This is a genomic window from Sedimentitalea todarodis, from assembly GCF_032595355.1.
Lineage (GTDB): Bacteria > Pseudomonadota > Alphaproteobacteria > Rhodobacterales > Rhodobacteraceae > Sedimentitalea > Sedimentitalea todarodis.
Map to the genome: position 1 here is coordinate 236902 of NZ_JASMWN010000001.1, position 22503 is coordinate 259404.

A 22503-nucleotide genomic window follows, 5' to 3' on the forward strand; every position below is an offset into this window, starting at 1 on the left:
TGGCGGATTGCAGACCGGCACCAAGATTTCGGGCATTGCCCATCTGGGACTGATCGCGGTCGCCATCTTTGGCGGCGCGTTTCGCAGCGAACCCTTGCCGTTTGAAGTGCACGAGGTCTCGGTGATTTCATCCGAGGACTTTGCAGCGCTGTCGGTGCCGCGCCAACCGCCCCAGATTGCGGACGAACCGGCGGCACCCGAGCCGCCGGAGCCTCTGGCCGAAACACCCAAACCCATCGCGCGACCGGAACCCGAACCGGTGCAGGCCGAGCCTGAGCCGGTCCCGGAACCTGCGGAGCCGGATGATGCCGTTGTGCCAGAGCCGACCGCCACACCGGAAATTGACAGGGTTGCGCCGGAGCCTGTTGTCACACCGCCCGAGGACGCCAGACCCGATGTTATCGAGCAGGCCGAGGTGACGCCGGACGAAGGGGCCGAGACGCCGCAGGAGGCGCAGGAGGCCACTGCCCCTGAACAGGCCACGGATCGGATCGTGACCGAAGCGGTCGAAACGGCGCGTCTGGCGCCGCTGCGTTCGCCGCGTCCACCGAGATCGCGCCCGACGCCTCCGGCCCCGACGCCCGTTGCAGAGCCCGCGCCCGAAGCAGAACCCGCGCCAGACACATCCACCGCCAGCGCCGTTGATGCAGCCGTGGCAGCGGCGCTGGCCGGACCCGCGACAGAACCTGATGCGCCGGTTGGTCCGCCCTTGTCCGCCGGTGAAAAGGATGCGCTGCGCGTGGCGGTGTCACAATGTTGGAACGTCGATGTTGGTGGCAAGTCTTCGCAGGTTGTCGTGACCGTGGCGATGTCGCTGGATCAATCCGGCAAGGTGATCGGAAACAGCGTGCGGCTCCTCGGGTCCGAGGGCGGCAACGAACAGTCCGTGCAGACCGCGTTTCAGGCGGCGCGCCGTGCCATTCTGCGATGCCAGAAGACTGGCTATGAACTGCCGGCAGACAAATATGCCCAATGGCGTGATATTGAGATGACATTCAATCCCGAAAGGATGCGGATCAAATGAAGAGATTTCTGGCCAGCCTCCTGCTTGGTGCGGCACTGTATTCGGCACCGGTGATGGCGCAAGACGGGCCGTTGCGGATCGAGATTACCGAAGGCGTTATCGAACCGTTGCCGTTTGCCGCCCCTGTATTCGTACCCGATACACCCGCAGCTGCGGCCCAGGCGACGCAGCTGACACAGGTTGTCGCCGCCGATCTGATCGGCACCGGGTTGTTTCGGGAAATCACTGCAGATGCGCATATCGGGACGGTCAGCGATTTTTCGGCACCGATCCAATATGCCGACTGGAAGGCGATCAATGCGCAGGCACTCATCACCGGAGCGGTGGCGGTTGACGGTGATAAGTTGACGGTGCGCTTTCGGGTCTGGGATGTGTTTTCCGGTGCGGAACTGGGAAGCGGGCTGCAATTTGTCGGCTCGGCCGAAGGCTGGCGGCGCATGGCGCACAAGGTCGCGGATCAGGTTTACAGCCGGATCACCGGCGAGGGCGGGTATTTCGACAGCCGCGTGGTCTTTGTCTCGGAAACGGGGCCAAAGGACGACCGTCGCAAGCGGCTTGCAATCATGGATTATGACGGTGCCAATGTTCAGTATCTGACCGACAGTTCGTCGATCGTTCTGGCCCCCCGGTTTTCGCCGAACGGCAAGCAGGTGCTTTACACCAGCTATGAAAGCGGATTTCCGCATATCCATGTTCTGGATGTCGGGCTGGTCCAGCAGCGTGTGCTTGAACAATCCGAAGGCACGATGAGCTTTGCACCGCGTTTCGCACCGGATGGCCGCACCGTCGTGTTTTCACTTGAGCAGGGTGGCAACACAGACCTCTATGCGCTTGATCTTGCAAGCGGAAGCCGCACCCGGCTGACCAATGCGCCGTCGATCGAAACCGCGCCCAGCTTTTCACCGGATGGGTCGCAGATCGTGTTCGAAAGCGACCGGTCAGGCAATCAGCAGCTCTATGTCATGCCTGCGAACGGGGGCGAAGCCCGCCGCATCAGTTTCGGTCAGGGCCGCTATGGCACCCCGGTCTGGTCGCCGCGCGGTGACCTGATCGCCTTTACCAAGCAGAACAATGGCCGGTTTCACATCGGTGTTATGCGCGTAGACGGCAGCGAAGAACGTCTGCTGACAGCCTCATTCCTGGATGAGGGGCCGACCTGGGCACCAAACGGTCGTGTGATCATGTTCGCGCGCGAAACACAGGGCGCTGCGGGACGATCAGCGCTGTACTCGGTTGATATTTCCGGCCGAAACCTGCGGCCCGTGCGCACACCGGATGGCGGTTCTGATCCATCCTGGTCGCCGCTGCAGGACTAGGCGAGGCTGTCGCGCGTTCACAACGGAATCGAGCTGTGATAGAAAGTGTTAACAAAATAAGATGGTGAGGCATCGGGCATGAATTTTCTGAAAAAGTTTCTGACAGCCGGCGTGCTGCTGGCGTTGGCGGCGTGTAACGATCCGTCACAACTCGGCGGCGGTGCGGGCGGCGCAGGCAGTGGCGGAATCGGTGGTGCCGGATCCGCGTCCGATCCTTCATCAGTCGCATTTTTCCAGCAGGCGGTCGGGGATCGAGTGCTGTTCGCCGTGGATCAGTCTACCATCTCGCCCGAAGGGCAGGCGACGCTGGATGCGCAAGCTAACTGGTTGACCACAAACGCGGATTACTCGGCAGTCATCGAAGGCCATGCGGACGAGAAGGGGACCCGTGAATACAACCTCGCCCTCGGAGCGCGGCGCGCAAACGCTGTACGAGAGTATCTTGTCTCGCGCGGGGTCGCCGGAAACCGTCTGAAGACAGTGACCTATGGCAAGGAACGTCCGATCGAGATTTGTAGCGAGGAAAGCTGCTATACGCGAAACCGTCGCGCGGTGACCGTGCTCGCGGGCGGCTTGACCGGGTAGGGCGGAGCAGGTGCGTATGATGCGAGTTCTGAGAGTTGGTGTTGCGGTCGCGTTGATAACTTCGGCGCTTCCAATGGCTGTGCAGGCGCAGGATCAGCAGACACTTGCCGATGTGCGGCAGGAACTGACGGTCCTCAATGTCGAGGTGCAAAAGCTCAAACGTGAGCTTTCGACGACGGGCGGGCCATCGGTAGATGTGACCGGAGACAGCGTTCTGGACCGGGTTGCGGCCATCGAAGCCGAGTTGCAGCGCCTGACGGCCAAATCGGAAGAGCTGGAGAATCGGGTCAACCGCGTCGTATCGGACGGAACCAACCGGATCGGTGATCTGGAATTCCGGCTTGTCGAACTCGAAGGCGGCGATGTCAGCCAACTTGGAGAAGCCACAACGCTGGGGGGAGGACCCTCGGCCCCGGTCACTGCCACTCCGGTGCCTGCCGATCCCGCAACCAGTTCCAGCGGCGAATTGGCGGTCGGTGAAGAAGCGGATTTCCAGATTGCGGCACAGGCGCTTCAAGAGGGTAACAATAGCCGGGCCGCCGAGTTGTTCGCGCAGTTCAACCAGTCTTATCCGGGCAGTCCGCTCGCGGCCCAGGCAGACCTGAATCGTGGACGCGCCCTGGCGGCGGCCGGGGATACCCGCGAGGCGGCGCGTGCCTATCTGGCGAGTTTCTCGGCTGACAGCACGGGGGCCGATGCTCCGGTTGCGCTCTATGAACTCGGTGCAGCCCTGGGTCAGTTGGGACAAACCAGTCAGGCCTGCCTGACGCTTGCCGAGGTCGCGGTTCGGTTTCCATCGTCAGGGATGGTCTCTTCGGCGCAACAGGAAATGGCGAACCTGGGCTGCTCTTGAACAAAGCTGACGCCGATATTCTGGCGCAGGTCAGGGCAGCCTTTGGCAACGCACCGCCGGCCAGGCTTGGAGTTGCCGTGTCTGGCGGCGGTGATTCGATCGCACTCTTGCACATACTTTCGCGTTGCTTTGTACCGGGATCGGTCGAGTTGTTCGCGGTAACCGTTGATCATGGTCTGCGCCCCGAAGCGCGGGAGGAGGCGGTGCAGGTCAAGGCGTTGTGTGCCAATCTCATGGTGCCTCATACTACGCTGCGCTGGACGTCATGGGATGGGGTTGGCAATCTTCAGGAGCGCGCACGCGAGGCGCGATACCAGTTGATCAGCGAGTGGGCAAAAACCCAGGATATCGCCGTTTTCGCCGTAGGTCATACCGCGGATGATCAGGCGGAAACGATGCTGATGCGGCTGGCCAGAACTTCGGGCGTTGATGGGTTGGCGGCGATGCCGCTCAACCGTACAATCTTTGGCATAACCCTCGTTCGCCCGCTGCTTGGAGTGACACGACAGGAACTGCGCGCCTATCTGAATCGCCACGAAGTCGACTGGGTGGAGGATCCGTCCAACGAGAATGCGGCCTATGAACGGGTCAGAACGCGCGAGGCGCTCAAGCTGCTGGCTCCGCTGGGGATCACGGCAAAGGTGCTGTCGGGCGTTGCGGGCAACATGGAACAGGCGCGCGAGGCGCTGGACTGGTACACCTTTCTTGCCGCCAGAGACCTGGCGGTCGTCAATGGCGGCGATGTCATCTTTGACTTGCGTCAGTTTCGGGCCTTGCCCGGCGAAATTGCCCGCCGGTTGCTGGTGCGATCCGTCGCGTGGATCGGCGGCACGGTTCGGGGTCCGCGCAGGACGCCGGTGAACCTTACGCTCGAAAGCATACGCGCGGGTCGCTCCAGTACGCTGGGGGGCTGCAACGTGTTGCGGCACGACAACCGGGTCTGGGTCTGTCGGGAATACAAAGCAATTCAATCAATGCGCTGTTCCATTGATGCATCCTGGGATCACCGCTGGCAACTGGTTGGTCCCGATGTTGAGGGTCTGGAGGCGCGCGCGCTTGGTCAGGAGGGGCTGAAAGAATGCCCGGACTGGCGGGCGACGGGTCGCCCGCTCGCCTCGCTGATCGCTTCGCCTGCGGTCTGGCGGGGTGACCTGCTGATCGCCGCTCCGCTCGCTGGCAAGGCGGCGGGCTGGACTGCGCAATTGGTTGCCGGTGAAGAGGAGTTCTTTGCGACGCTAATATCGCATTGAACCTTGGCGTTTCATCTCTATTTTATACACAAGCGGATCGTGAGCCTGTCCGATCCAAAATTTAGGAGAGTTTCCTTGGGAAATGCACGTAATATCGCCTTTTGGGTCGTCCTGTTTCTGTTGATCCTGGCGCTGTTCAATCTGTTCAGCGGCTCAGGCGGCACGATGCAAAGCCGTGAAATCCCGTATTCTCAGTTCGTTGCGTCGGTTGAATCGGGCGATGTCAGCCAGGTTACGCTGGATGGCGAGCAGATTCGGTTCCGCGGGGCGGATGGCAGCGACTATGTTGCGATCAAGCCGGAAGATGCGGGAATCACCAATCTGCTGATCGAAAACAACATTCCGGTGCGCGCGGAAAAACAGCAGCAGTCCGGATTTCAGTCGTTTCTCGTGACGCTGTTGCCCTTCCTGTTACTGATCGGTGTCTGGGTCTATTTCATGAACCGGATGCAGGGTGGCGGCAAAGGCGGTGCCATGGGCTTTGGCAAATCCAAGGCCAAGATGCTCACCGAAAAGCACGGGCGCGTGACATTTGACGATGTTGCGGGCATCGACGAGGCCAAGGAAGAGTTGGAAGAAATCGTCGAATTCCTGCGCAACCCGCAAAAGTTCAGCCGCCTGGGCGGCAAGATCCCCAAAGGCGCGCTGCTGGTGGGCCCTCCGGGCACCGGTAAGACGCTTCTTGCCCGCGCGATTGCCGGTGAGGCGGGGGTGCCGTTCTTTACCATTTCCGGTTCCGATTTCGTCGAGATGTTCGTGGGCGTCGGCGCAAGCCGCGTGCGCGACATGTTCGAACAAGCCAAGAAGAATGCGCCCTGCATCGTGTTCATCGACGAGATAGACGCCGTGGGCCGCCACCGTGGCGCCGGCTATGGCGGCGGCAATGACGAGCGTGAACAGACATTGAACCAGTTGCTGGTGGAGATGGACGGGTTCGAGGCCAATGAAGGCGTCATCATCCTGGCCGCCACCAACCGCAAAGACGTTCTGGACCCCGCATTGTTGCGTCCGGGCCGCTTTGACCGGCAGGTCACCGTCGCCAACCCCGACATCAAGGGGCGCGAGAAAATTCTGCACGTTCATGCCCGCAAGACCCCGCTGGGCCCGGACGTGGATCTGCGGATCATTGCACGCGGCACACCGGGTTTCTCAGGCGCCGATCTGGCCAACCTCGTGAACGAAGCCGCGCTGATGGCTGCGCGGGTCGGACGCCGGTTTGTCACGATGGAGGATTTCGAGAACGCCAAGGACAAGGTGATGATGGGCGCCGAGCGCCGCTCCATGGTGTTGACCGCTGAACAGAAGGAAAAGACCGCCTATCACGAAGCGGGTCACGCGGTGGTCGGAATGGCCTTGCCCGAGTGTGATCCGGTGTACAAGGCCACGATCATTCCGCGCGGCGGGGCCTTGGGCATGGTGGTGAGCCTGCCGGAAATTGACCGGTTGAACTGGCACAAGTCCGAATGTGAACAGAAACTTGCCATGACCATGGCCGGCAAGGCGGCCGAGATCCTCAAGTGGGGCGAGGGCAATGTGTCCAACGGACCTGCGGGAGATATCCAGCAGGCCAGCGCGCTGGCGCGCGCAATGGTACTGCGGTGGGGCATGTCGGATAAAGTCGGCAATATCGATTACGCCGAAGCGCATGAGGGCTATTCCGGCCAGACCCCCGGGTTCTCCGTCTCTGCCAGCACCAAGGAGATGATCGAAGAAGAGGTCAAACGCTTTATCGAAGAAGCGTATGTGCGGGCCTATTCGATCCTCGAGGAAAAAAACGAAGAATGGGAACGGCTTGCGCAGGGGTTGCTGGAATATGAAACGCTGACCGGTGACGAGATCAAACGTGTGATGGCCGGCGACCCGCCGCATGCGGATGACGATGGTGATGACGCACCGGATGAGGGTAACGCGCCGAGCGTCACTGCGATCCCCAAAACAAAGCCCAAGAAGTCGCCGCCCGAAGCGGGACTGGAGCCTGAACCCTCTGCCTGAGCGACCAATCATGTAGCGACCATCGCACCCGGATACCCTGAACGGCGTCCGGGTGTTTTCATGTCAGCACGACCGCGCTTGTCTTGCTGCTGACGATTTGGCAGGGTCGCCGGACCCACCGCAAGGAGCTTCAGATGACCACCATGACATTGACAGCCCATGAGGCCGAAGTCACCTGGCTGGGCATGGTGCCGGCGGGCATTGCCGAGGATCGTATCTATGCACAGCCGCGGGATCGGCTGGAGTTTGACATGGGCGGGGCGCGTGGTGAACACCACTACGGGGAAACCCGTGCGTCCTGTGTTCGGGTGACGATGCTCTATGCCAAAGGGACCGAAATCAGGAACGTACGGCAATTGTCGATTCTGGCGCAGGAAGACCTGGACGTGATCGCTTTGGAAATGGGGCTGGAGGCGCTCGACCCTGCATGGCTCGGCGCGTCGGTGGTGGTCAGGGGCATTCCGGATTTCAGCCATGTGCCGCCATCCTCGCGGCTGCAGGGCCCCTCTGACCTGACTTTGACAATCGACATGGAAAACCTGCCCTGTATCTGGCCAGCCAAGGAAATCGAGCGCGATCATCCGGGATATGGCAAAGCGTTCAAAGCCGCGGCAGACGGGCGTCGGGGTGTCACCGCATGGGTCGAGCATCCGGGTCAGTTGTCAATCGGCGACCGCCTGCGCCTGTTCGTCCCGACGCAAAAACCCTGGTCCCCCTGACCGCCAGACCCCGCAGTTCGAATTCCAAGGGTCGTTGGACACCTGCGCGTAGTCAGGGATGTGGACGCGCCGTGCAGCGACTGGACACTTGGAATGTGTTCGAAATTGCCAGAGATCATGAGCGCATCGGCGATTTTTCACACAAGTTTGGCAAGATCGCCGCAACCGGTTTGCGCTTCACCAGTGAATTGCATAATCTGATTTTCAGTTTTCCTAAAGGGGGGAAAGTCAGGGGATATTGCCCCGTGACATTCCGGGTCAACTAAATTTAGGATCCATTGCAGTTATTGCCGAGTTACGAAGAATCAGATTTCTAGATGAGCAGTATTTTCAAAGAGTTATTCATGCCGTTGACGACGCGTTTCAATCTCTCTGTATTGATACTTGTTTCCTTTCTTGGAGCGACGATGGGTCCGTTTGGGACCTATGAAGCCCATCCATTCCTGCATCGGCTTTTTTATTGGACGACCGTGTCCACAGCTTCAATTATCATCGGTAGAGCGTGCTACAATCTATCGCGCCGATATGTTCCACAGAGCCGCCCGGTCTTGCAGGATCTGGCGATGATCGTCTTGACGGTCTTGTGCTTTACACCCCCTCTCTGGTTCCTGACCCGCCACCTTGCGGTCCAGGAACCATCACTCGGACCTTCTATCCTCAAGATGAGCTATTATGTGGCGGCAATCACGCTCAGTATATGTGCGCTGAGACGGATTATTCCGGGCTTTGAGCCGGTGGGCTATCTTGGCGAGAAGTCACCGCAACAATCGCAAGGCCCGCGATTGATCCGCAGGCTTTCCCCCGGTTTTGAGGGTCCGATCCTGCGCCTGTCCGTGCGGGATCACTATGTCGATGTCATATCCGGAACGGGAAGTGAGACCATTCGCATGCGGTTTGCGGACGCAATTGACGAAATGGATACTGTGAAAGGGCATTGCACCCATCGGTCGCATTGGGTTGTGGAGGAAGCCATTGTCGACGCAGGCCGCGATGGCAGCAAGGTATTTCTCACGCTGACGAATGGCGATCAGGTTCCAGTGAGCCGAAAATACAAGCCTGACTTGGAAGAGGCTGGGATTCTCAAGCTCTGATACGTCGGTCCCACCTGAACTCGACCACGTGAAGACACGGCTGGACGCAGATGCAACAAGGCAGCTGCTCAGGCGTTTCGTGGCATCGGCACTGCGTGCACTGACTTGCCCGTCACGAGGGCGACCGTCTTTGGCTGCATGAGATCGAGCAAGATGGGCGCGTTGCTGCGCAGCCCGCCAGTATAGGTTCCATAGGCAGGCAGGATCACGCGATTGGCATCCACAAGAAACGCAGGGCGCGATACGGTACGGCCGCGCAGGCGCAACTGGACCTTGGGATGATAATGTCCGGATACCTCTGCCTGCGATCCGGGGTTGGCGATGTGACGGAATGTGAGGGGCATGGCGGAGAGTTCCGCGAGATGTGTGCCGCCCAGTCCCACGGGGCCGGGATCATGATTTCCTTCGATCCACACCCATCTTCGTCCGGCTTGCAGGCGGGTGATCCACAGCCGTTCGTTATCGGGCAGCGCGTTTGCCGCATCGAGATCATCAAAGCTGTCTCCGATGCAAACCACGGTCTCGGCGCTGCAGCGTTCGAGGTCATCGGCAAGACGGTTGAGCGTGTCGTGGGTGTCATAGGGGGGGAGCGGGCCACCGCCGCGCCGTGCGATGCGTTCGGACTTGCCCAGATGCAGGTCTGATACGCAGAGCAGCCGCTGTTCGGGCCACCAGAGCGCGCCCGACGCCATGGCAACCAGATTGACGCCAGAGAATAGGAAGGAGTGACCGTTCATGAATGGCTGTCTAGCGAATGTGCGGCCACTGACAAGGCGGATTGCTCAGATGGCGGCAAGGCCTGCGTCCTGCATCAGTCGTTGCGTTTCCTCGGCGAGAAGGCGTTCTTCTGCGGCACCCTTGATTGGTACCTTGCCTACTTCGAGCAGAAGCGGGGCCGCAAGGGGCGTTACCCGGTCAAGCCGCAACAGGTCGAGCCGGTCGCCGACGCGATCGAGCAAATCTTCAATGCGTCCGAAATCGACAAGTCCCCGATGGGCCTCTGCGCGGGTAATGTCGAGGATCAGGTGATCCGGGTCATATTTATGCAATGTGTCATAGAGGATATCCGAAGAAAACGTCGCCTGCCTGCCGGTCTTGCGCACCTGCGGCGTGTTGCGTTGTATCAACCCCGCGATCGTTGCGCTGGCGCGAAAGGTTCGCTTCATGACGGCGTTTCCGGCCAGCCAGTTTGTCAGGCCATTGCGCAGCGTGTGGCGGTCAAACAGCGGTGCGGGATCACGCAATGGCTCCAGCCCCCAGATCAGCGTGGCGTAATCGGTGGCGACAAAGCCCAGGGGGAACAGGCCGCTTTCCTCCATCTGCTTGGTCAGCAGCAGACCCAGAGTTTGCTGCGCATTGCGCCCTGCAAACCCATAGACACAGCAATGTTCGCGGCCATCGTGCGGAAAGCTCTCGATAAGCAGTCGACCGGGTTCGGGCAATCGGCTTCTGTGGCGTTGCAGCGCCAGCCAATCGGCGGTGTGCGGCGGCACGTATGGCCAGTTCTCTTGCGAGAATATCTCTAGAATGCGCGCACTCAATTGTGTCGACGTGGCGAACTTGGTGCCGGAAAAGGTCGCAACTCGAGGTTTGCGCGCCGCGTTTCGACTGACTTCGACGGTCATCTCGCGCAAGCCTTCAAAGCGCACGATCTGCCCGCCAATGAGAAACGTGTCGCCCGGCGTGAGGCTGGCGGCAAAGGCCTCTTCAACCTCGCCCAGCGGCTTGCCGCCCCGGCTGCGCCTGAGGCGGACCTTGAGTGTATCCGTGTCCTGAATCGTGCCGATGTTCATGCGGATGTCACGGCTGGCGCGCGGATCGCGCAGTTGCCATTGTCCATCCGGTCGCTGTTGCAACCGCTGCCACCGGTCATAGGCGCGCAAGGCGTATCCGCCGGTGGCCGCGAAATCGAGACAGCGGTCGAACTGGACCCGCGTAAGATCGGCATAGGCGCCTGCGCTCGTGACTTCGGCAAAGAGGTAGTCTGCATCAAACGGGCCAGAACAGGCCGTGATCAATAGATGCTGGCAGAGTACGTCCAGAGGCCCCGGACCGCGCGGTTCGCCATCCAGCGCGCCTTCCTTCGCCGCCTGGAGCGCGGCGATGCATTCCACCACCTCGAACCGGTTTGCGGGCACAAGCAGCGCCTTGGAAGGGGCGTTGTACTGGTGATTGGCGCGCCCGATCCGCTGCACCAGCCGCTTGACGTTCTTCGGCGCTCCGATCTGGATCACCAGGTCCACATCTCCCCAGTCAATGCCAAGATCAAGGCTGCCCGTGCAGACGATGGCCCGCAACTCTCCGCGCACCATCGCGGCTTCGACCCGTTTGCGTTGCTGCCGGTCAAGGCTGCCGTGATGAATGCCGATGGGAAGGCCATCGGAGTTGGCAAGCCACAGATTGTGAAAGAAGATCTCGGCCTGCGCGCGGGTGTTGTGAAAGATCAGCGTGGTGTTGTGATGCTTGATCTGTTCCATGACCGCCGGAATGGCATAGGCGGCACCACCGCCGGCCCATGGCGGGTGTTCGGCGGTTTCGAGCATGGCGATGTCAGGCGCAGGGCCGGGATCGGCCACGAGGATGTCACAGCGATCCGGATGGCGGGCAAGCAATCGCGCGAGGGCAGAGGGGTCTTCAACCGTGGCCGACAGACCTACGCGGCGCAGATCGGGGCACAGGGTGTTCACCCTTGCGAGGGCAAGCATCAGTTGGTCGCCCCGCTTGCTCTCGGCGAGCGCGTGGATTTCATCGACGACAACCCGTTTCAGACCCTTGAATATGTGTGGCGCGTCTTCGTAGGAAATCAGCAGCGCGAGGCTCTCGGGCGTAGTCAGCAGGATATGGGGCGGGTCGGCGCGCTGGCGCTTTTTCTGCGTGGCCGAAGTGTCGCCGGTGCGGTCCTCGATCCGGATGTCCAGACCGATCTCTTCTACCGGCGCGCGCAGGTTGCGTTTGATATCGGCCGCCAGCGCCTTGAGCGGGCTGATATAGAGCGTGTGAAGCCCCTCGTGCGGCGACCGGGCGAGATCCGCAAGGGTTGGCAGAAATCCCGCGAGCGTCTTGCCGCCGCCCGTTGGGGCGATCAGCAGGGTAGCGGGCTCTTTCGCCCGCTCCAGCATCGCCACCTGATGCGGATGCGCGGACCAGCCCTTGGTCCTGAACCAGGTCTGAAGCTGTGGCGGAAGAGTCATGCTTCGCAGTCTAGCGCCGCGTGGGGCAGGGGCCAGCCCACAGATTCCGGCGCGGGCGTTTATCCTATTTGACGATCTTTTCGTCCCTCACGAACATGTTGGCCCAGGCCCGGTCTATCAATGCCGGGCTCATCTGATAGGGGATCCCTTCGAATTCACAGATCGCGATCATCTGCTCGATCAGGAACACGGGCTGATAGTTTGCGTAGATATTATTGATCGTCGGATATTTCACCTTGAGAAGATGCAGCAGCGTTGCCTCGTCAAGCGGCACGCCCTTCTTGCGTGCGACGAGGGCAAAGATTTTCAGAAAGTTCTCCTGACTCGGCCCGTCGATCTTGATCTTGAAAAAGATCCGGCGGAGCGCGGCCTGATCGAAAATCTCGTTGGGATGGAAGTTGGTGGAAAAAATCACCAGCGTGTCAAACGGTACTTCGAACTTTTCACCCGATTGCAAACCCAGGATATCCTTGCTCTCTTCCAACGGTACGATCCAGCGGTTGATCAGGGCCTGCGGTGGTTCTTCCTGGCGTCCAAGGTCGTCGACAATGAAAATGCCGCCCGTCGATTTCAGTTGTAGCGGGGCCTGATAGGTGCGGGCCGTCGGGTTATAGACGAGGTCGAGCATCTTCAGCGAAAGTTCCCCGCCCGTGACCACCGTCGGGCGCACGCAACACACATACCTTGTGTCGAACCGTCTGGCCCGGCGCAGGGAGTTGGGATCGTCTTTTACCTCTTGGACCGCGCTATGAACGATCGGATCGTAGACCGTAATGACCTGGCCGGAATATTCGATGGCGCGTGGCACATAGATCCGGTCGCCAAGCGCGTCGCGGATGCCGTTGGATATCGAAGACTTGCCGTTGCCGGGCGGGCCATACATCAGGATCGAGCGGCCGGCGCTGACGGCCGGACCAAGGTGATCAAGCAGCGTATCGGGCAGGATGAGGTGGCCCATGGCATTGGTCAGCTGATCGCGGGTGATCTGGATATTGCGAATCGACTGGCGCTTGACCTGTTCGCGGTAGACATCCAGGGGCACCGGCATCGCACCGAAATACTCCGATTGCGACAGCGCATCCAGTGCTCGGGATTTGCCGGCATCCGTCAGTTGGTAGCCCATTTCGTTCCCGCTGTTGGCATTCAGCGTGCCGGTCGCCTCGAGCAGACGCTGTTCGCGCGCGAGATCGACTAGTTCCTGCGTGGTCTGCATAGGTAGGCAGATCGCAGCGGCAATTTCAGATACCGTTTCCAGGTTCTTGCGAAAAATTGTCTTGAGCAGAATGTCACGCATCATCACCAATGGCAGTCGCATGTCATCAATGCTGGTTGGACTTGGTGGCGCGCTGACCGCGCTTGCCTGCATGTTCATCTGGTTTGCCTGTGTTGAGATTGTTGCCAACGACTAGCGATTGTTTCTGGCAAGATTTGGGCGACCGTCAGGTTGATTGCCGAGGATTACAGGTATTTGGCACCGCGTGTCAGGCCCCGAACATCGAGCCGAGAATCAGGTAGATGGCCAGCGTTCCGCCCAAGGACAGGCCCATCGGGAATTTCCATCCGACATTCCAACTCTTCCACTCCGGCGCGATCCTGCGAAGCGGGGTGTATTTGGCTAATCGATGCGTTGCAAAGGCGGCGAGCAGATTTGCGGCAAAGATCGCGATCAACAGGCGCAGGTCACCAACGGCAACATAGGGCGCCGCCGCTGCCGCGAATTTGGCATCACCCGCGCCAACCGCACCGGCCGCGTTCAGAACGATCCCGATAATCAGGACCAGACCAAGCTGGATCAGCCGTGTGCCGTATGTCGACAGCGGCATGACGATGAGACCAACGATCAAGAAGACCGCCACCAACAACAGGACCGCCTGATTGGTGATGCGCATGTCCTTCAGGTCGGTGAGCGCCACGTAGAAGCAGATCGGAAGCACAAAGGGCAGAAACCAGAATGCCGACTCCGCAGATACCGACATCCGATCTAGCCGTTTTCGATGGCGCGCAAGGATCGCGAGGCTTCTTCAAAATGCTGGGGGTGGGTGTCGATCGCCTCGCGCAACAGGGCTTCTCCGGTCTGGACGTCACCCTGTTTGATCGCGGTCAACGCCATGGTATGCAGCAATTCCGCTCTTTCGGTCTGATCCATCGGAATGACGGGAAGCGAATAGGTGCGCTGTGCCCCGCGTGCCAGAACCAGATTGTTCTTGGCGGTGAACAGGCTGGGGTCTTGGCGTATTGCCTGCCCAAACAGACGCTCGGCACCCGAAAAATCGCCGCGCGACAGCTTTGAATATCCCCAGTTATTCATGACACCGGCGGGCTTGGTCGTCAGCCCGAGCGCTGTTTCATAATAGCTGTCCGCCTTGGTCCATTCCTTGTTGGCATCGGCGACCATGCCTTCAAGGCGATAGCGTTTGAAGGTTTCGTGGGTCGGTGGAACGCTGTCGAGCGTCTTTTCCGCAGCAGTCCACTCTCCGACGCGAATCTGCGCATCGGCAAGGGCGACCTTATCCTCTGATGTGGCACCGCTCATGCCGACAACCTTTTTCCAGGCAGCGACTCCTTCGACGTTTCGCTTGGCGCGGATCAAGGACAGCGCAAGACCGCGTTGCAGGTCGATCCTGTTGGGGAATTGCTTGGTGCTGCGGCTGAAGTAATTGACCGCTTCATTCGGGTCGGCGACGGTGAGCATGACATCGTTCAGGTCATTCTCGTCGACAACGTTGACCTCTTGAAACGCGCGTTCGACAGTCTCGTCCGGCTTTTCGGCACAGGCCGAAAGGGCCAAGCTCCCGACAAGCGCGACCGGAATCAGGGTGAGATGGCGCATTTTTTGCGTCCTTTACTGCTCTCTTGCCTCTGTCATGGTGTCTTGCGGATCAGGTAGTCGCTGCTGCCCCGCCGCACCACTTTGTATTCTTGATTTTGTCCATCATTATGACCGATGTTTTCCGATTTTGCGAGCGCTAAGCGCAAATTGTCGCGGATTGAGTCACTTTCGCCATTGTCCAGCGCATAGGCTTTTCGGAATACCTGCTCCGCCTCTCCGAATTTGCCTTGTTCGAGCAAGACGACGCCAAGATTGTTCCATGCCTCTGGCCAATCCGGTGCCGCATCCACGGCCCGGCGAAGCAGTTCTTCGGATTGACCGAGCCGACCCAGTCCAAGATTTGCGGTTCCCATTCCGGTCAGGACATCGGGTGTAAGCCCCTGATCGAGGGCTGCGCGTGTAAAGGCATCAAGCGCCAGCTCGTATTCGGATGCCGCCAGCAGGCGATTGCCGACTTCGAGACCGTCTGCGGAATCTTTTCTCAGATCAACACCAGGCGCATATACGGAATCGGCTTCCCCAGCCCTGCCGAACGTGTCGCAAGCCGCCAGCGCCGCTGTCGCTGCGATGGCAAGAACCAGCTTGCGGGTCGTTTCGGCGCGCGTCGAACGCGGTGAAGCCATGCGCTATTTGCTCATATTGCCCAAATTGGCGATGCCTTGCGCCGATGGACCGACGAGGATGATCAGGAGCGGGGGCACCGTGAGGGTCATAGTCGCAAGTGTCATTTTGGTTGGCAACTTGTTTGCGGCTTCTTCCGCGCGCATGATCCGCTTGTCCCGCATTTCACTCGCGTAGACACGCAATGCTTCGGCGATTGACGTGCCGAAAGAGGCGGACTGGATCAACACCGTCACAAAGGAAGAAACATCCTGAACACCACAGCGAATGCCCAGGTCCCGCAGGACCGCTGACTTTTCCTTTCCGGCTTTCATTTCATAGGCGACGACTTCAAACTCTTCGGCCAGTTCCGGATAGGATGCATGCAGTTCCGCAGCCACTCGGATGATCGACTGATCCAACGATTGTCCCGCTTCGACACAGACGAGCATCATGTCGAGGGCATCCGGGAATGCGCGAACGATTGCCTCCTTGCGGGCCTGAACGCGCCGGGTAACCCAATATTTCGGGAGCAGGTAACCTGCGCCGCCAGGTCCCAGTACGTATAGGATCATCTGCTGGTTTTCCACATCCTGACCTTGCGATGTCAAGAGGATCACATAGGCGGTGCCGGCGATGAGTCCGAAAATGCCAAGTGCGAACTGCGCAAAATGATAGAGGCGCACGGCGTCCTTGGATTGATAACCGGCCTGGCGCAGCTTTAGCTGGACGGCCGACAATTCCGCCTGGTTCTTTGGCTCAAGGAAGGTTGCGAACTTGTCGAGCTGGACGTTTCGCCCGCGCTGCCTGAGCCGCTCCTTTTGCGGTGTGCCGCGTTTCTCTGGCGAGTTTGCACGCTTGAGCTTTTTGAGCGGGTCCTCAGGCTGGTTCAGGATCAGCGGTATCGCCAACAATACCATGAACAATCCGAGGACTCCGATCACGATCACCGGGCCAAAATCACCGAGCGTATCGGTGAGCAGTGTCTGGATCTTGGTGAAGAACTCCATCAGATCCTCGCTATACCTTGATGTCAGTCAGAATGCGCATCACGATCAGGTTTGCTGTCAGCAATATGCCGACCAGAAAACAGGCCGGAATGAACCAGGGGTGGTCCACGACCTGATCATAATACTGGGGGTCTTTCACCGTGATTGCAATCAGGCAGAAAACCGGGAAACCCGACAGGAACTTTCCCGACCATTTCGCCTCGGCCGTGATCGCATTGACCCGTCGGAACAGACGGAACCGCGCGCGGATCACTTTGGCGAGACCTGCGAGGATCTCGGCCAGATTGCCGCCGGACTGCTGCTGGATCGACACGGCCACCGAAAGGAAGCGCAAATCCTGCATATCCAGGCGTTCGGCCATTTCTTTAAGGGCCTCGCCGATGTCGCGGCCATAAGAGTTTTCGTCCGCGATGATGCCGAACTCTGTCGCCAGCGGGTCTTCGATTTCTTTCGAGACGATTGAAACCGCCGAGGAAAACGGATGCCCAACGCGCAGGCTGCGTACCATAAGCTCGACGGCGTCGGGCAATTGCTCTTCGATCATTCCCAGGCGTTTCTTGGCCTTGGAGTTGATCCAGAAATAGACGGCGCCCACGCCAATTACGATGGACGCGACGACACGCACGCCGGTCTCTGCCGCTGTGCCGATGCTCAGGCCGATAAAGGCGATCACCGCAAGCGCCGCCATGATCATGACCAACTGCCTCGGGGTAAAGGCAATGGCGGCCTTTTGCGCCTTGTCTGCCAGCAGCGAATAGAGCGGAATTGACCGCGACTTCATGTGCTGCTGCATTTCCTTGCGCAGCTGCTCCAGCACCTGTTCGCGCCCGGCTCCCTTGTCCAGCATCTCCAGTCGCCGGTTGACCTTGCTGTTCAGGCTGATGGATTTGCCGAAAGCCACCAGGTAGATGCCTTCGACAAGCACCAGCACACCGACAAAAATCAGGGCATAGATGATCGGTTCGGCGCTGATCTGCATCAGAAACTCTCCATCACCGTGGGTTCGTAGATGGCCGCTGGCAGATCATACCCCCACATCCGAAAGCGCTCTGAAAAGTTGCTGCGGACACCGGTGGCGGTGAAGTGGCCCACGATCTTGTTGTCCGGAGTCAGACCAACGCGCTGGTATTTATAGATTTCCTGCATCGAAATCACATCACCTTCCATGCCGGTGATTTCGGTGATCGAGGTCATGCGGCGGCTACCGTCCTGCAGACGAGATGCCTGCACGATCACGTTGACGGCGGATGCGATCTGGCTGCGCACCGCCTTGAGGGGCATTTCGATGCCTGCCATGGCGATCATGTTTTCCAGACGGCTGATTCCATCCCGCGCGCTGTTTGCGTGGATCGTGGTCATCGAGCCGTCATGGCCGGTGTTCATCGCCTGCAGCATGTCGATGACCTCTTCGCCACGGGTCTCGCCGACGATGATGCGATCCGGGCGCATCCGCAATGCGTTCTTGAGGCAATCACGCGGGCTGACTTCGCCCTTGCCTTCGACGTTTGGCGGTCGACTTTCCATCCGGCCCACATGGGTCTGCTGAAGCTGCAATTCGGCGGTGTCCTCGATCGTCAGGATACGTTCCGCATTGTCGATGAAGGATGACAGCGCATTCAGGGTGGTGGTCTTGCCAGACCCTGTACCGCCCGACACGATGATGTTCAGCCGGGTTGCCACGGCGGCTTGCAGATAGGCGGCCATTTCCTCGGAAAAGGCACCGTAACTCACCAGATCGTCAATACCCAGCTTGTCTTTGCGGAACTTCCGGATCGACACGAGACTGCCATCCACCGCGATTGGCGGCACCATCGCGTTGAAGCGCGAGCCGTCGGCGAGGCGGGCGTCGACGTAGGGATTGGACTCATCGACACGGCGACCGACGGCGCTGACGATCTTGTCGATGATCCGAAGAAGGTGACGTTCGTCCTTGAAGGTGACCTCGCTTAACTCGAGCCGACCATCGCGTTCGACAAAGACCTGCTGCGGTCCGTTCACGAGGATATCGTTGATCGAATCGTCTTGTAGCAGGGCTTCCAGCGGGCCAAGTCCTCTGACCTCGTCATAGAGTTCCTTGTTGAGGGTTTGCCGATCCTCGCGGTTCAGAACAATGCCTTGTTCCTCGAGAATTTCGCCGGCGATGCTGCCGATCTCGTTTCGCAACTCCGTTTCGCTGGCCCGATCCAGTGCTGCGAGGTTCAGGTTGTCTAGCAGCGAGCGGTGTAACTCGATCTTGATTTCGCCAAGCCGCTCCTTGCGCTTGCGGTCCTTGTCCGGCATCCCGGCCTCGGCGGGTTTTGTCGGCATCGGACGGCGCAACGATACAGCCTCCGGCGCCGGTGTCGCAGCGGAGTCGGATTTCACATCGGCAAGGTTTGTAACCTTCGCCGTTGGTTTCGGGATCTTCTTGGCCGCATTGGGCTTCTTATACTTGGAAAACACGCGCGTTAGTCCTCCGGTCTATCAAGCAGCTTCGGCCTCGGCCTGGCCGAGTTGGTGCAGGGATTGTGCGAGTTTGGCAATTTCCTTGCGCAACGGATTCTTGGCGGCAGACAGAGCCAGAGGGTGACCGTGGTCGCCGCATTGCGTGACTGGCTTGCCGCCGTCAGGCAGTTGCAGGTCAATCGAGATACTCAGGCTTTCCGCCATGCGTTTCACCCGGCCCTTGCCTGAGAGGTCGGTGAATTTCGGCGCACGGTTCAGTGCGAACCGCAGTTTTTGCAGGGGCAGATCCTCGGATTGCAAGGCGCGTTTCATCCGCAAGGCATTCTGCGCCGACCGCATATCAAGTTCAATCAGGGCAAAATAGACATGCGCGGCCTGCAGTACGGTTTCTGTCCACTGTACCAGCGTCGATGGCATGTCGATGATGACATAGTCAAAATGGCTGCGCGCCAACGCGATGACACGCTCGATATCTTCACTCGATACGATGTCGAGGGGCACGATATCCGAGGGTGCCGTCAACACCTGCAACTTGTCCTCAAAGCTCTGCAATGCGTAGCCGAACACCTCTTCGTCCATATTCTCTGTATCGGTGAGCATCTCGAAAACGGCTTCGCGGCGTGGAAGGTCGAGATAGGTCGCGATTGTGCCAAACTGCAGATCGAGATCAAGCAAGCAGACACTTGGTGCCTCTTCGCCGCCGGTGGTCGCCAGTTCCCAGGCCAGGTTCACCGCCAACGTTGTCGAGCCGACACCGCCGGCAAGGCCATGCACTACGATGACGGCGCCCTCACGCGATGTGCCGGATTGCAAATGTGTCTTGTGTTGACGCACCGGATCAGCCTGCGGCGGCGGTGCGTTCAGACGATCAATGGCCGATTGCAATTCGTTTTCCGGGAGCGGGTAGGGCACGAATTCATCCGCGCCCTGCCGCAGCAGTTGGTGCAGGGACGCGGGCGTTACATCCTCGGCTATCAGGATCACGCGCAGCCCCTGTGCCTTGGCCTGCGTGATGATTTCCCCGACCAGCGCCAGATTGTCTTCATCCTGCGCATCAAGCGCCAACGCCAGAAAGTTGAGTGACTCTGCTTCCGGCTGGCTCAGAAAGGTGAGCGCCTCGGCAAATCCCAAATCCCCCCAGCTTTCACCAAGCGCGGATTCCATATCCTCGATCAACAGATCGAAGTTTTGAACATTCCTGCTGACCGTGCACGCCACGATCGTGCTTGTTTCGGTTTGTGGCATTCGACTGCTCATTGCCGTGATCCTTACGTTGCGGCTTGGACCAGCGCGCAATACGGGATGCCTCCCGTCCGTTGTGCCCCGCCATCACCAGCGTGCGTCCGGAACCGGGCGCACGTCTCCTTCTCATGATGAATATCGCCGATAATCTAGGCAAGAGTTAGGCCAAAATGACCTAATTGTAGGAAATCGGGACACGATCAACAATAAAATGATCTATTGTACGTTGCCAAACCCGCCGGTGTTGCTGCGCCGGGTCAACCCATCAACGGGTTGGGCGCTCACGATATATTCCCGGTAAACGATCTCGGCATATTTGCCATCCAGCACCGTGGGGTGGCGCGCAAGGAAGCCGCCGACCTCGGTCACGCTGCGCCGGTTTACCCGTTCCGGGGCGGGTGTGTTGATCACCGGTCGGGTTTCTCCATAGGACACAAGCGCCTGAAGGCGCGAAGAACTGATGCCGCGGGTGGACAGATATCGGACAACGGCACGGGCGCGTCGTTCGCCAAGGCCATAGTTGTAGGACGCAGAACCGACGAGATCGGTGTACCCGTACACATTGAACCGCACCTCGGGGAACTGACGGATCCAGTCCGCTTGCCGGTCCAGGATCTGTCGCGCGGTCGAGTCGAGCACGTCACTGTTGAAAGCAAAGTTCACCGTGCTCGGGATTTCCCGGGCAAAGCGCTCGCCCAACGCGACCGCATAGCTCAGGTCTCCCTGCATAACGAGCGAGTTGTTTTGTGTCGCCAGGCCAAAATCCCGAGTGGTTACGGAATCGCCAGCCGTTTGGTCGCACCCGGAAAGCGCGGCAGCCAGTCCCGCGACAAGGATCAATTCTCTCATGGTCCTGTCCTTCCGCCTAGTCCATCACATAGCCGTAAGAGCCGCTGAAGTCCTGTTTTGCGACCTCTTGCGCACCCCTGGCCGCGCCGCTTGCTTCCTTGCTCATCCTGCCAAACAGGAACAGATCGCTTTCGCTGGGCGGCGTGATGCGATCAGTTGGCAAGGCCAGCGCCTCGCCGAGAGTGGGCGAAACAAGATGCGCCGTCACGATAATCACCAGTTCCGTTTGCTTGCGCTCGTACTCGGCACTGCGAAACAGCGCACCCAGCACCGGAACATCGCCCAACCAGGGCATCTGGGCGGCGTTGTCCAGAAATTCATCCTGAATAAGTCCGGCAATCGCGAAACTCTCGCCGTCCCGCATTTCGACCGTCGTGGATGTTTCGCGACGCGAGAAGGCCGGAACATTCAGATCGTTGATAATCGCACCTTGCGACGGGTCGATCGCCGAAACGGCCGCCATGAGTTCGAGGTTGATCACCCCTTTGTCCACAACACGCGGCACGAAGTTCAGTTCGATACCAAAGGGTTTGTATTCAACCGAGAACAAGCCGTCCCGTTGCGCAACGGGGATCGGAAACTCGCCGCCTGCGAGGAACTTGGCTTCCTGGCCGGAAAGCGCGCTGAGGTTTGGTTCTGCGAGTGTGCGCACGACGCCCTTTTGCTCCAACGCTTCGATCAGCAGTCCGACCTGGACCGAGCCTGCGTTGAATCCGAACAGGACCGCACCGGTGTTGTCGTTCGCGAGAGGGATGTTGCCGTTCTGTGAGTTCGTCAGTGCGGGTTGGTTGTTCAGCGTGCCGATGCCGCCGTTCAGCCCGGTGTCGCCACCAAAGATCGACCCGCTAAAGCCCAGTGATGAACTCAGGGATTTGGATACGGAGCGTTGCATCTCGGCAAAGCGGACCTTGAGCATCACCTGCTGCACTCCCCCGACGCTCATCAGGTTCGAGACCCGTTCCGGGGCGTACCGTTCGGCGAGGTCGAGGGCGCGTTGAAGTCGGGCCGAACTTGACACCACACCCGAAAGGACGATTCCGTCATTGGCCGTGCGCACTTCGATCTTTTCGCCGGGCAGGATCTGGCGCAGCCGTTCCTTGAACTCGGTGACATCCGCCGCGACTTTCACATTCACGTTGGTGATCAGCCGCCCCGTCGCATCCAGCAATGTGAGGGTCGTCAGCCCGGGTGATTTTCCGAGGACGTAAATCGTTCGATCCGACAGCGACGAAATATCGGCAATACCCGGGTTCGCGATGCTGAGTTCGGCGAACGGAACATCGCTCTCGACCACGATCGCGCGGTTCATCGGAATGTCCAGTGTGGTCTCCGAGCCGTTCTTGACGACGGTCAGAGCCTCGGCCTGCAGGGCGCTGCCAAGAGCGGTGCAGGTCAGCGCAACCCCTAAGACTGCCGCCTTCAGGAACTCTTCGAATTTCATGTGACCTGCCTCTCCGATCACGCCTCGTTGCCGGGTCTTGTCGCCCGAAATTTGAGCCACTGTGC

The 22503-nt window shown here is 59.6% G+C and carries 21 protein-coding genes; 9 read left to right on the forward strand and 12 right to left on the reverse strand.

Annotated features, from left to right (window positions below; translation table 11 throughout):
* Positions 1-7 precede the first annotated feature (7 nt).
* From QO231_RS01145 to QO231_RS01185, 9 genes are all read left to right on the forward strand, one after another.
* Positions 8-1024 carry an energy transducer TonB gene (locus QO231_RS01145; protein ID WP_316772276.1) on the forward strand — a complete coding sequence of 339 codons (1017 nt, stop codon included), beginning with the start codon at positions 8-10 and terminating at the stop codon, positions 1022-1024.
* On the forward strand, positions 1021-2340 hold the full coding sequence (gene tolB / locus QO231_RS01150; protein WP_316772280.1) for a Tol-Pal system beta propeller repeat protein TolB: 1320 nt from the start codon (positions 1021-1023) through the stop codon (positions 2338-2340). The genes QO231_RS01145 and tolB overlap by 4 nt, the downstream gene beginning before the upstream one ends.
* Positions 2341-2418: 78 nt before the next feature.
* Positions 2419-2925: a peptidoglycan-associated lipoprotein Pal gene (gene pal, locus QO231_RS01155; protein WP_316772283.1), complete on the forward strand. Its 507-nt coding sequence runs from the start codon at positions 2419-2421 to the stop codon at positions 2923-2925.
* Positions 2926-2944: 19 nt separating this feature from the next.
* Positions 2945-3778, forward strand: a complete 834-nt coding sequence (locus QO231_RS01160; protein WP_316773054.1) for a tetratricopeptide repeat protein — start codon at positions 2945-2947, stop codon at positions 3776-3778.
* Positions 3775-5028 carry a tRNA lysidine(34) synthetase TilS gene (tilS, locus tag QO231_RS01165; protein ID WP_316772285.1) on the forward strand — a complete coding sequence of 418 codons (1254 nt, stop codon included), beginning with the start codon at positions 3775-3777 and terminating at the stop codon, positions 5026-5028. Before QO231_RS01160 ends, tilS begins: the two co-directional genes overlap by 4 nt.
* Positions 5029-5103: 75 nt before the next feature.
* Positions 5104-7020 (forward strand): ATP-dependent zinc metalloprotease FtsH, encoded by a 1917-nt coding sequence (gene ftsH, locus QO231_RS01170; protein WP_316772288.1) that lies wholly within the window; start codon positions 5104-5106, stop codon positions 7018-7020.
* Positions 7021-7154: 134 nt separating this feature from the next.
* On the forward strand, positions 7155-7739 hold the full coding sequence (locus QO231_RS01175) for an MOSC domain-containing protein (RefSeq protein WP_316772291.1): 585 nt from the start codon (positions 7155-7157) through the stop codon (positions 7737-7739).
* 71 nt (positions 7740-7810) lie between these two features.
* Positions 7811-8005, forward strand: coding sequence for a hypothetical protein (locus tag QO231_RS01180; RefSeq protein ID WP_316772294.1), 195 nt, complete (start codon positions 7811-7813; stop codon positions 8003-8005).
* Between the two features lie 297 nt (positions 8006-8302).
* Positions 8303-8830 (forward strand): LytTR family DNA-binding domain-containing protein, encoded by a 528-nt coding sequence (locus QO231_RS01185; RefSeq protein ID WP_316772297.1) that lies wholly within the window; start codon positions 8303-8305, stop codon positions 8828-8830.
* 68 nt (positions 8831-8898) lie between these two features.
* Here QO231_RS01185 and pdeM read toward each other — a convergent pair whose 3' ends face one another.
* The 12 genes from pdeM to QO231_RS01245 all read right to left on the reverse strand — a co-directional run bounded on the left by pdeM (position 8899) and on the right by QO231_RS01245 (position 22438).
* Complete coding sequence (gene pdeM, locus QO231_RS01190) at positions 8899-9567, reverse strand: ligase-associated DNA damage response endonuclease PdeM (RefSeq protein ID WP_316772300.1); 669 nt, start codon at positions 9565-9567, stop codon at positions 8899-8901.
* A gap of 45 nt (positions 9568-9612) precedes the next feature.
* Positions 9613-12021, reverse strand: coding sequence for a ligase-associated DNA damage response DEXH box helicase (locus QO231_RS01195; protein ID WP_316772305.1), 2409 nt, complete (start codon positions 12019-12021; stop codon positions 9613-9615).
* A gap of 64 nt (positions 12022-12085) precedes the next feature.
* The gene (locus QO231_RS01200) at positions 12086-13393 is read right to left on the reverse strand and encodes a P-loop NTPase family protein (RefSeq protein WP_316772307.1); all 1308 of its coding nucleotides are present in this window, start codon (positions 13391-13393) and stop codon (positions 12086-12088) included.
* Positions 13394-13502: 109 nt separating this feature from the next.
* Complete coding sequence (locus QO231_RS01205) at positions 13503-13997, reverse strand: prepilin peptidase (protein WP_316772309.1); 495 nt, start codon at positions 13995-13997, stop codon at positions 13503-13505.
* Positions 13998-14002: 5 nt separating this feature from the next.
* On the reverse strand, positions 14003-14851 hold the full coding sequence (locus QO231_RS01210) for a tetratricopeptide repeat protein (protein ID WP_316772311.1): 849 nt from the start codon (positions 14849-14851) through the stop codon (positions 14003-14005).
* 32 nt (positions 14852-14883) lie between these two features.
* Entirely contained in the window at positions 14884-15474 is a 591-nt protein-coding gene (locus tag QO231_RS01215; RefSeq protein ID WP_316772314.1) for a tetratricopeptide repeat protein, read from the reverse strand.
* A 3-nt stretch (positions 15475-15477) separates the two neighbouring features.
* On the reverse strand, positions 15478-16461 hold the full coding sequence (locus QO231_RS01220; protein ID WP_316772317.1) for a type II secretion system F family protein: 984 nt from the start codon (positions 16459-16461) through the stop codon (positions 15478-15480).
* Between the two features lie 10 nt (positions 16462-16471).
* The gene (locus tag QO231_RS01225) at positions 16472-17440 is read right to left on the reverse strand and encodes a type II secretion system F family protein (RefSeq protein WP_316772320.1); all 969 of its coding nucleotides are present in this window, start codon (positions 17438-17440) and stop codon (positions 16472-16474) included.
* Positions 17440-18903, reverse strand: a complete 1464-nt coding sequence (locus QO231_RS01230) for a CpaF family protein (RefSeq protein WP_394356553.1) — start codon at positions 18901-18903, stop codon at positions 17440-17442. The genes QO231_RS01225 and QO231_RS01230 overlap by 1 nt, the downstream gene beginning before the upstream one ends.
* Before the next feature lie 21 nt (positions 18904-18924).
* A complete protein-coding gene (locus QO231_RS01235) occupies positions 18925-20163 on the reverse strand; it encodes an AAA family ATPase (protein ID WP_316772322.1) in 1239 nt (412 codons plus the stop codon).
* Positions 20164-20364: 201 nt separating this feature from the next.
* Positions 20365-20997, reverse strand: a complete 633-nt coding sequence (locus QO231_RS01240) for an OmpA family protein (RefSeq protein ID WP_316772324.1) — start codon at positions 20995-20997, stop codon at positions 20365-20367.
* A 16-nt stretch (positions 20998-21013) separates the two neighbouring features.
* A complete protein-coding gene (locus tag QO231_RS01245; protein ID WP_316773060.1) occupies positions 21014-22438 on the reverse strand; it encodes a type II and III secretion system protein family protein in 1425 nt (474 codons plus the stop codon).
* Positions 22439-22503 lie beyond the last annotated feature (65 nt).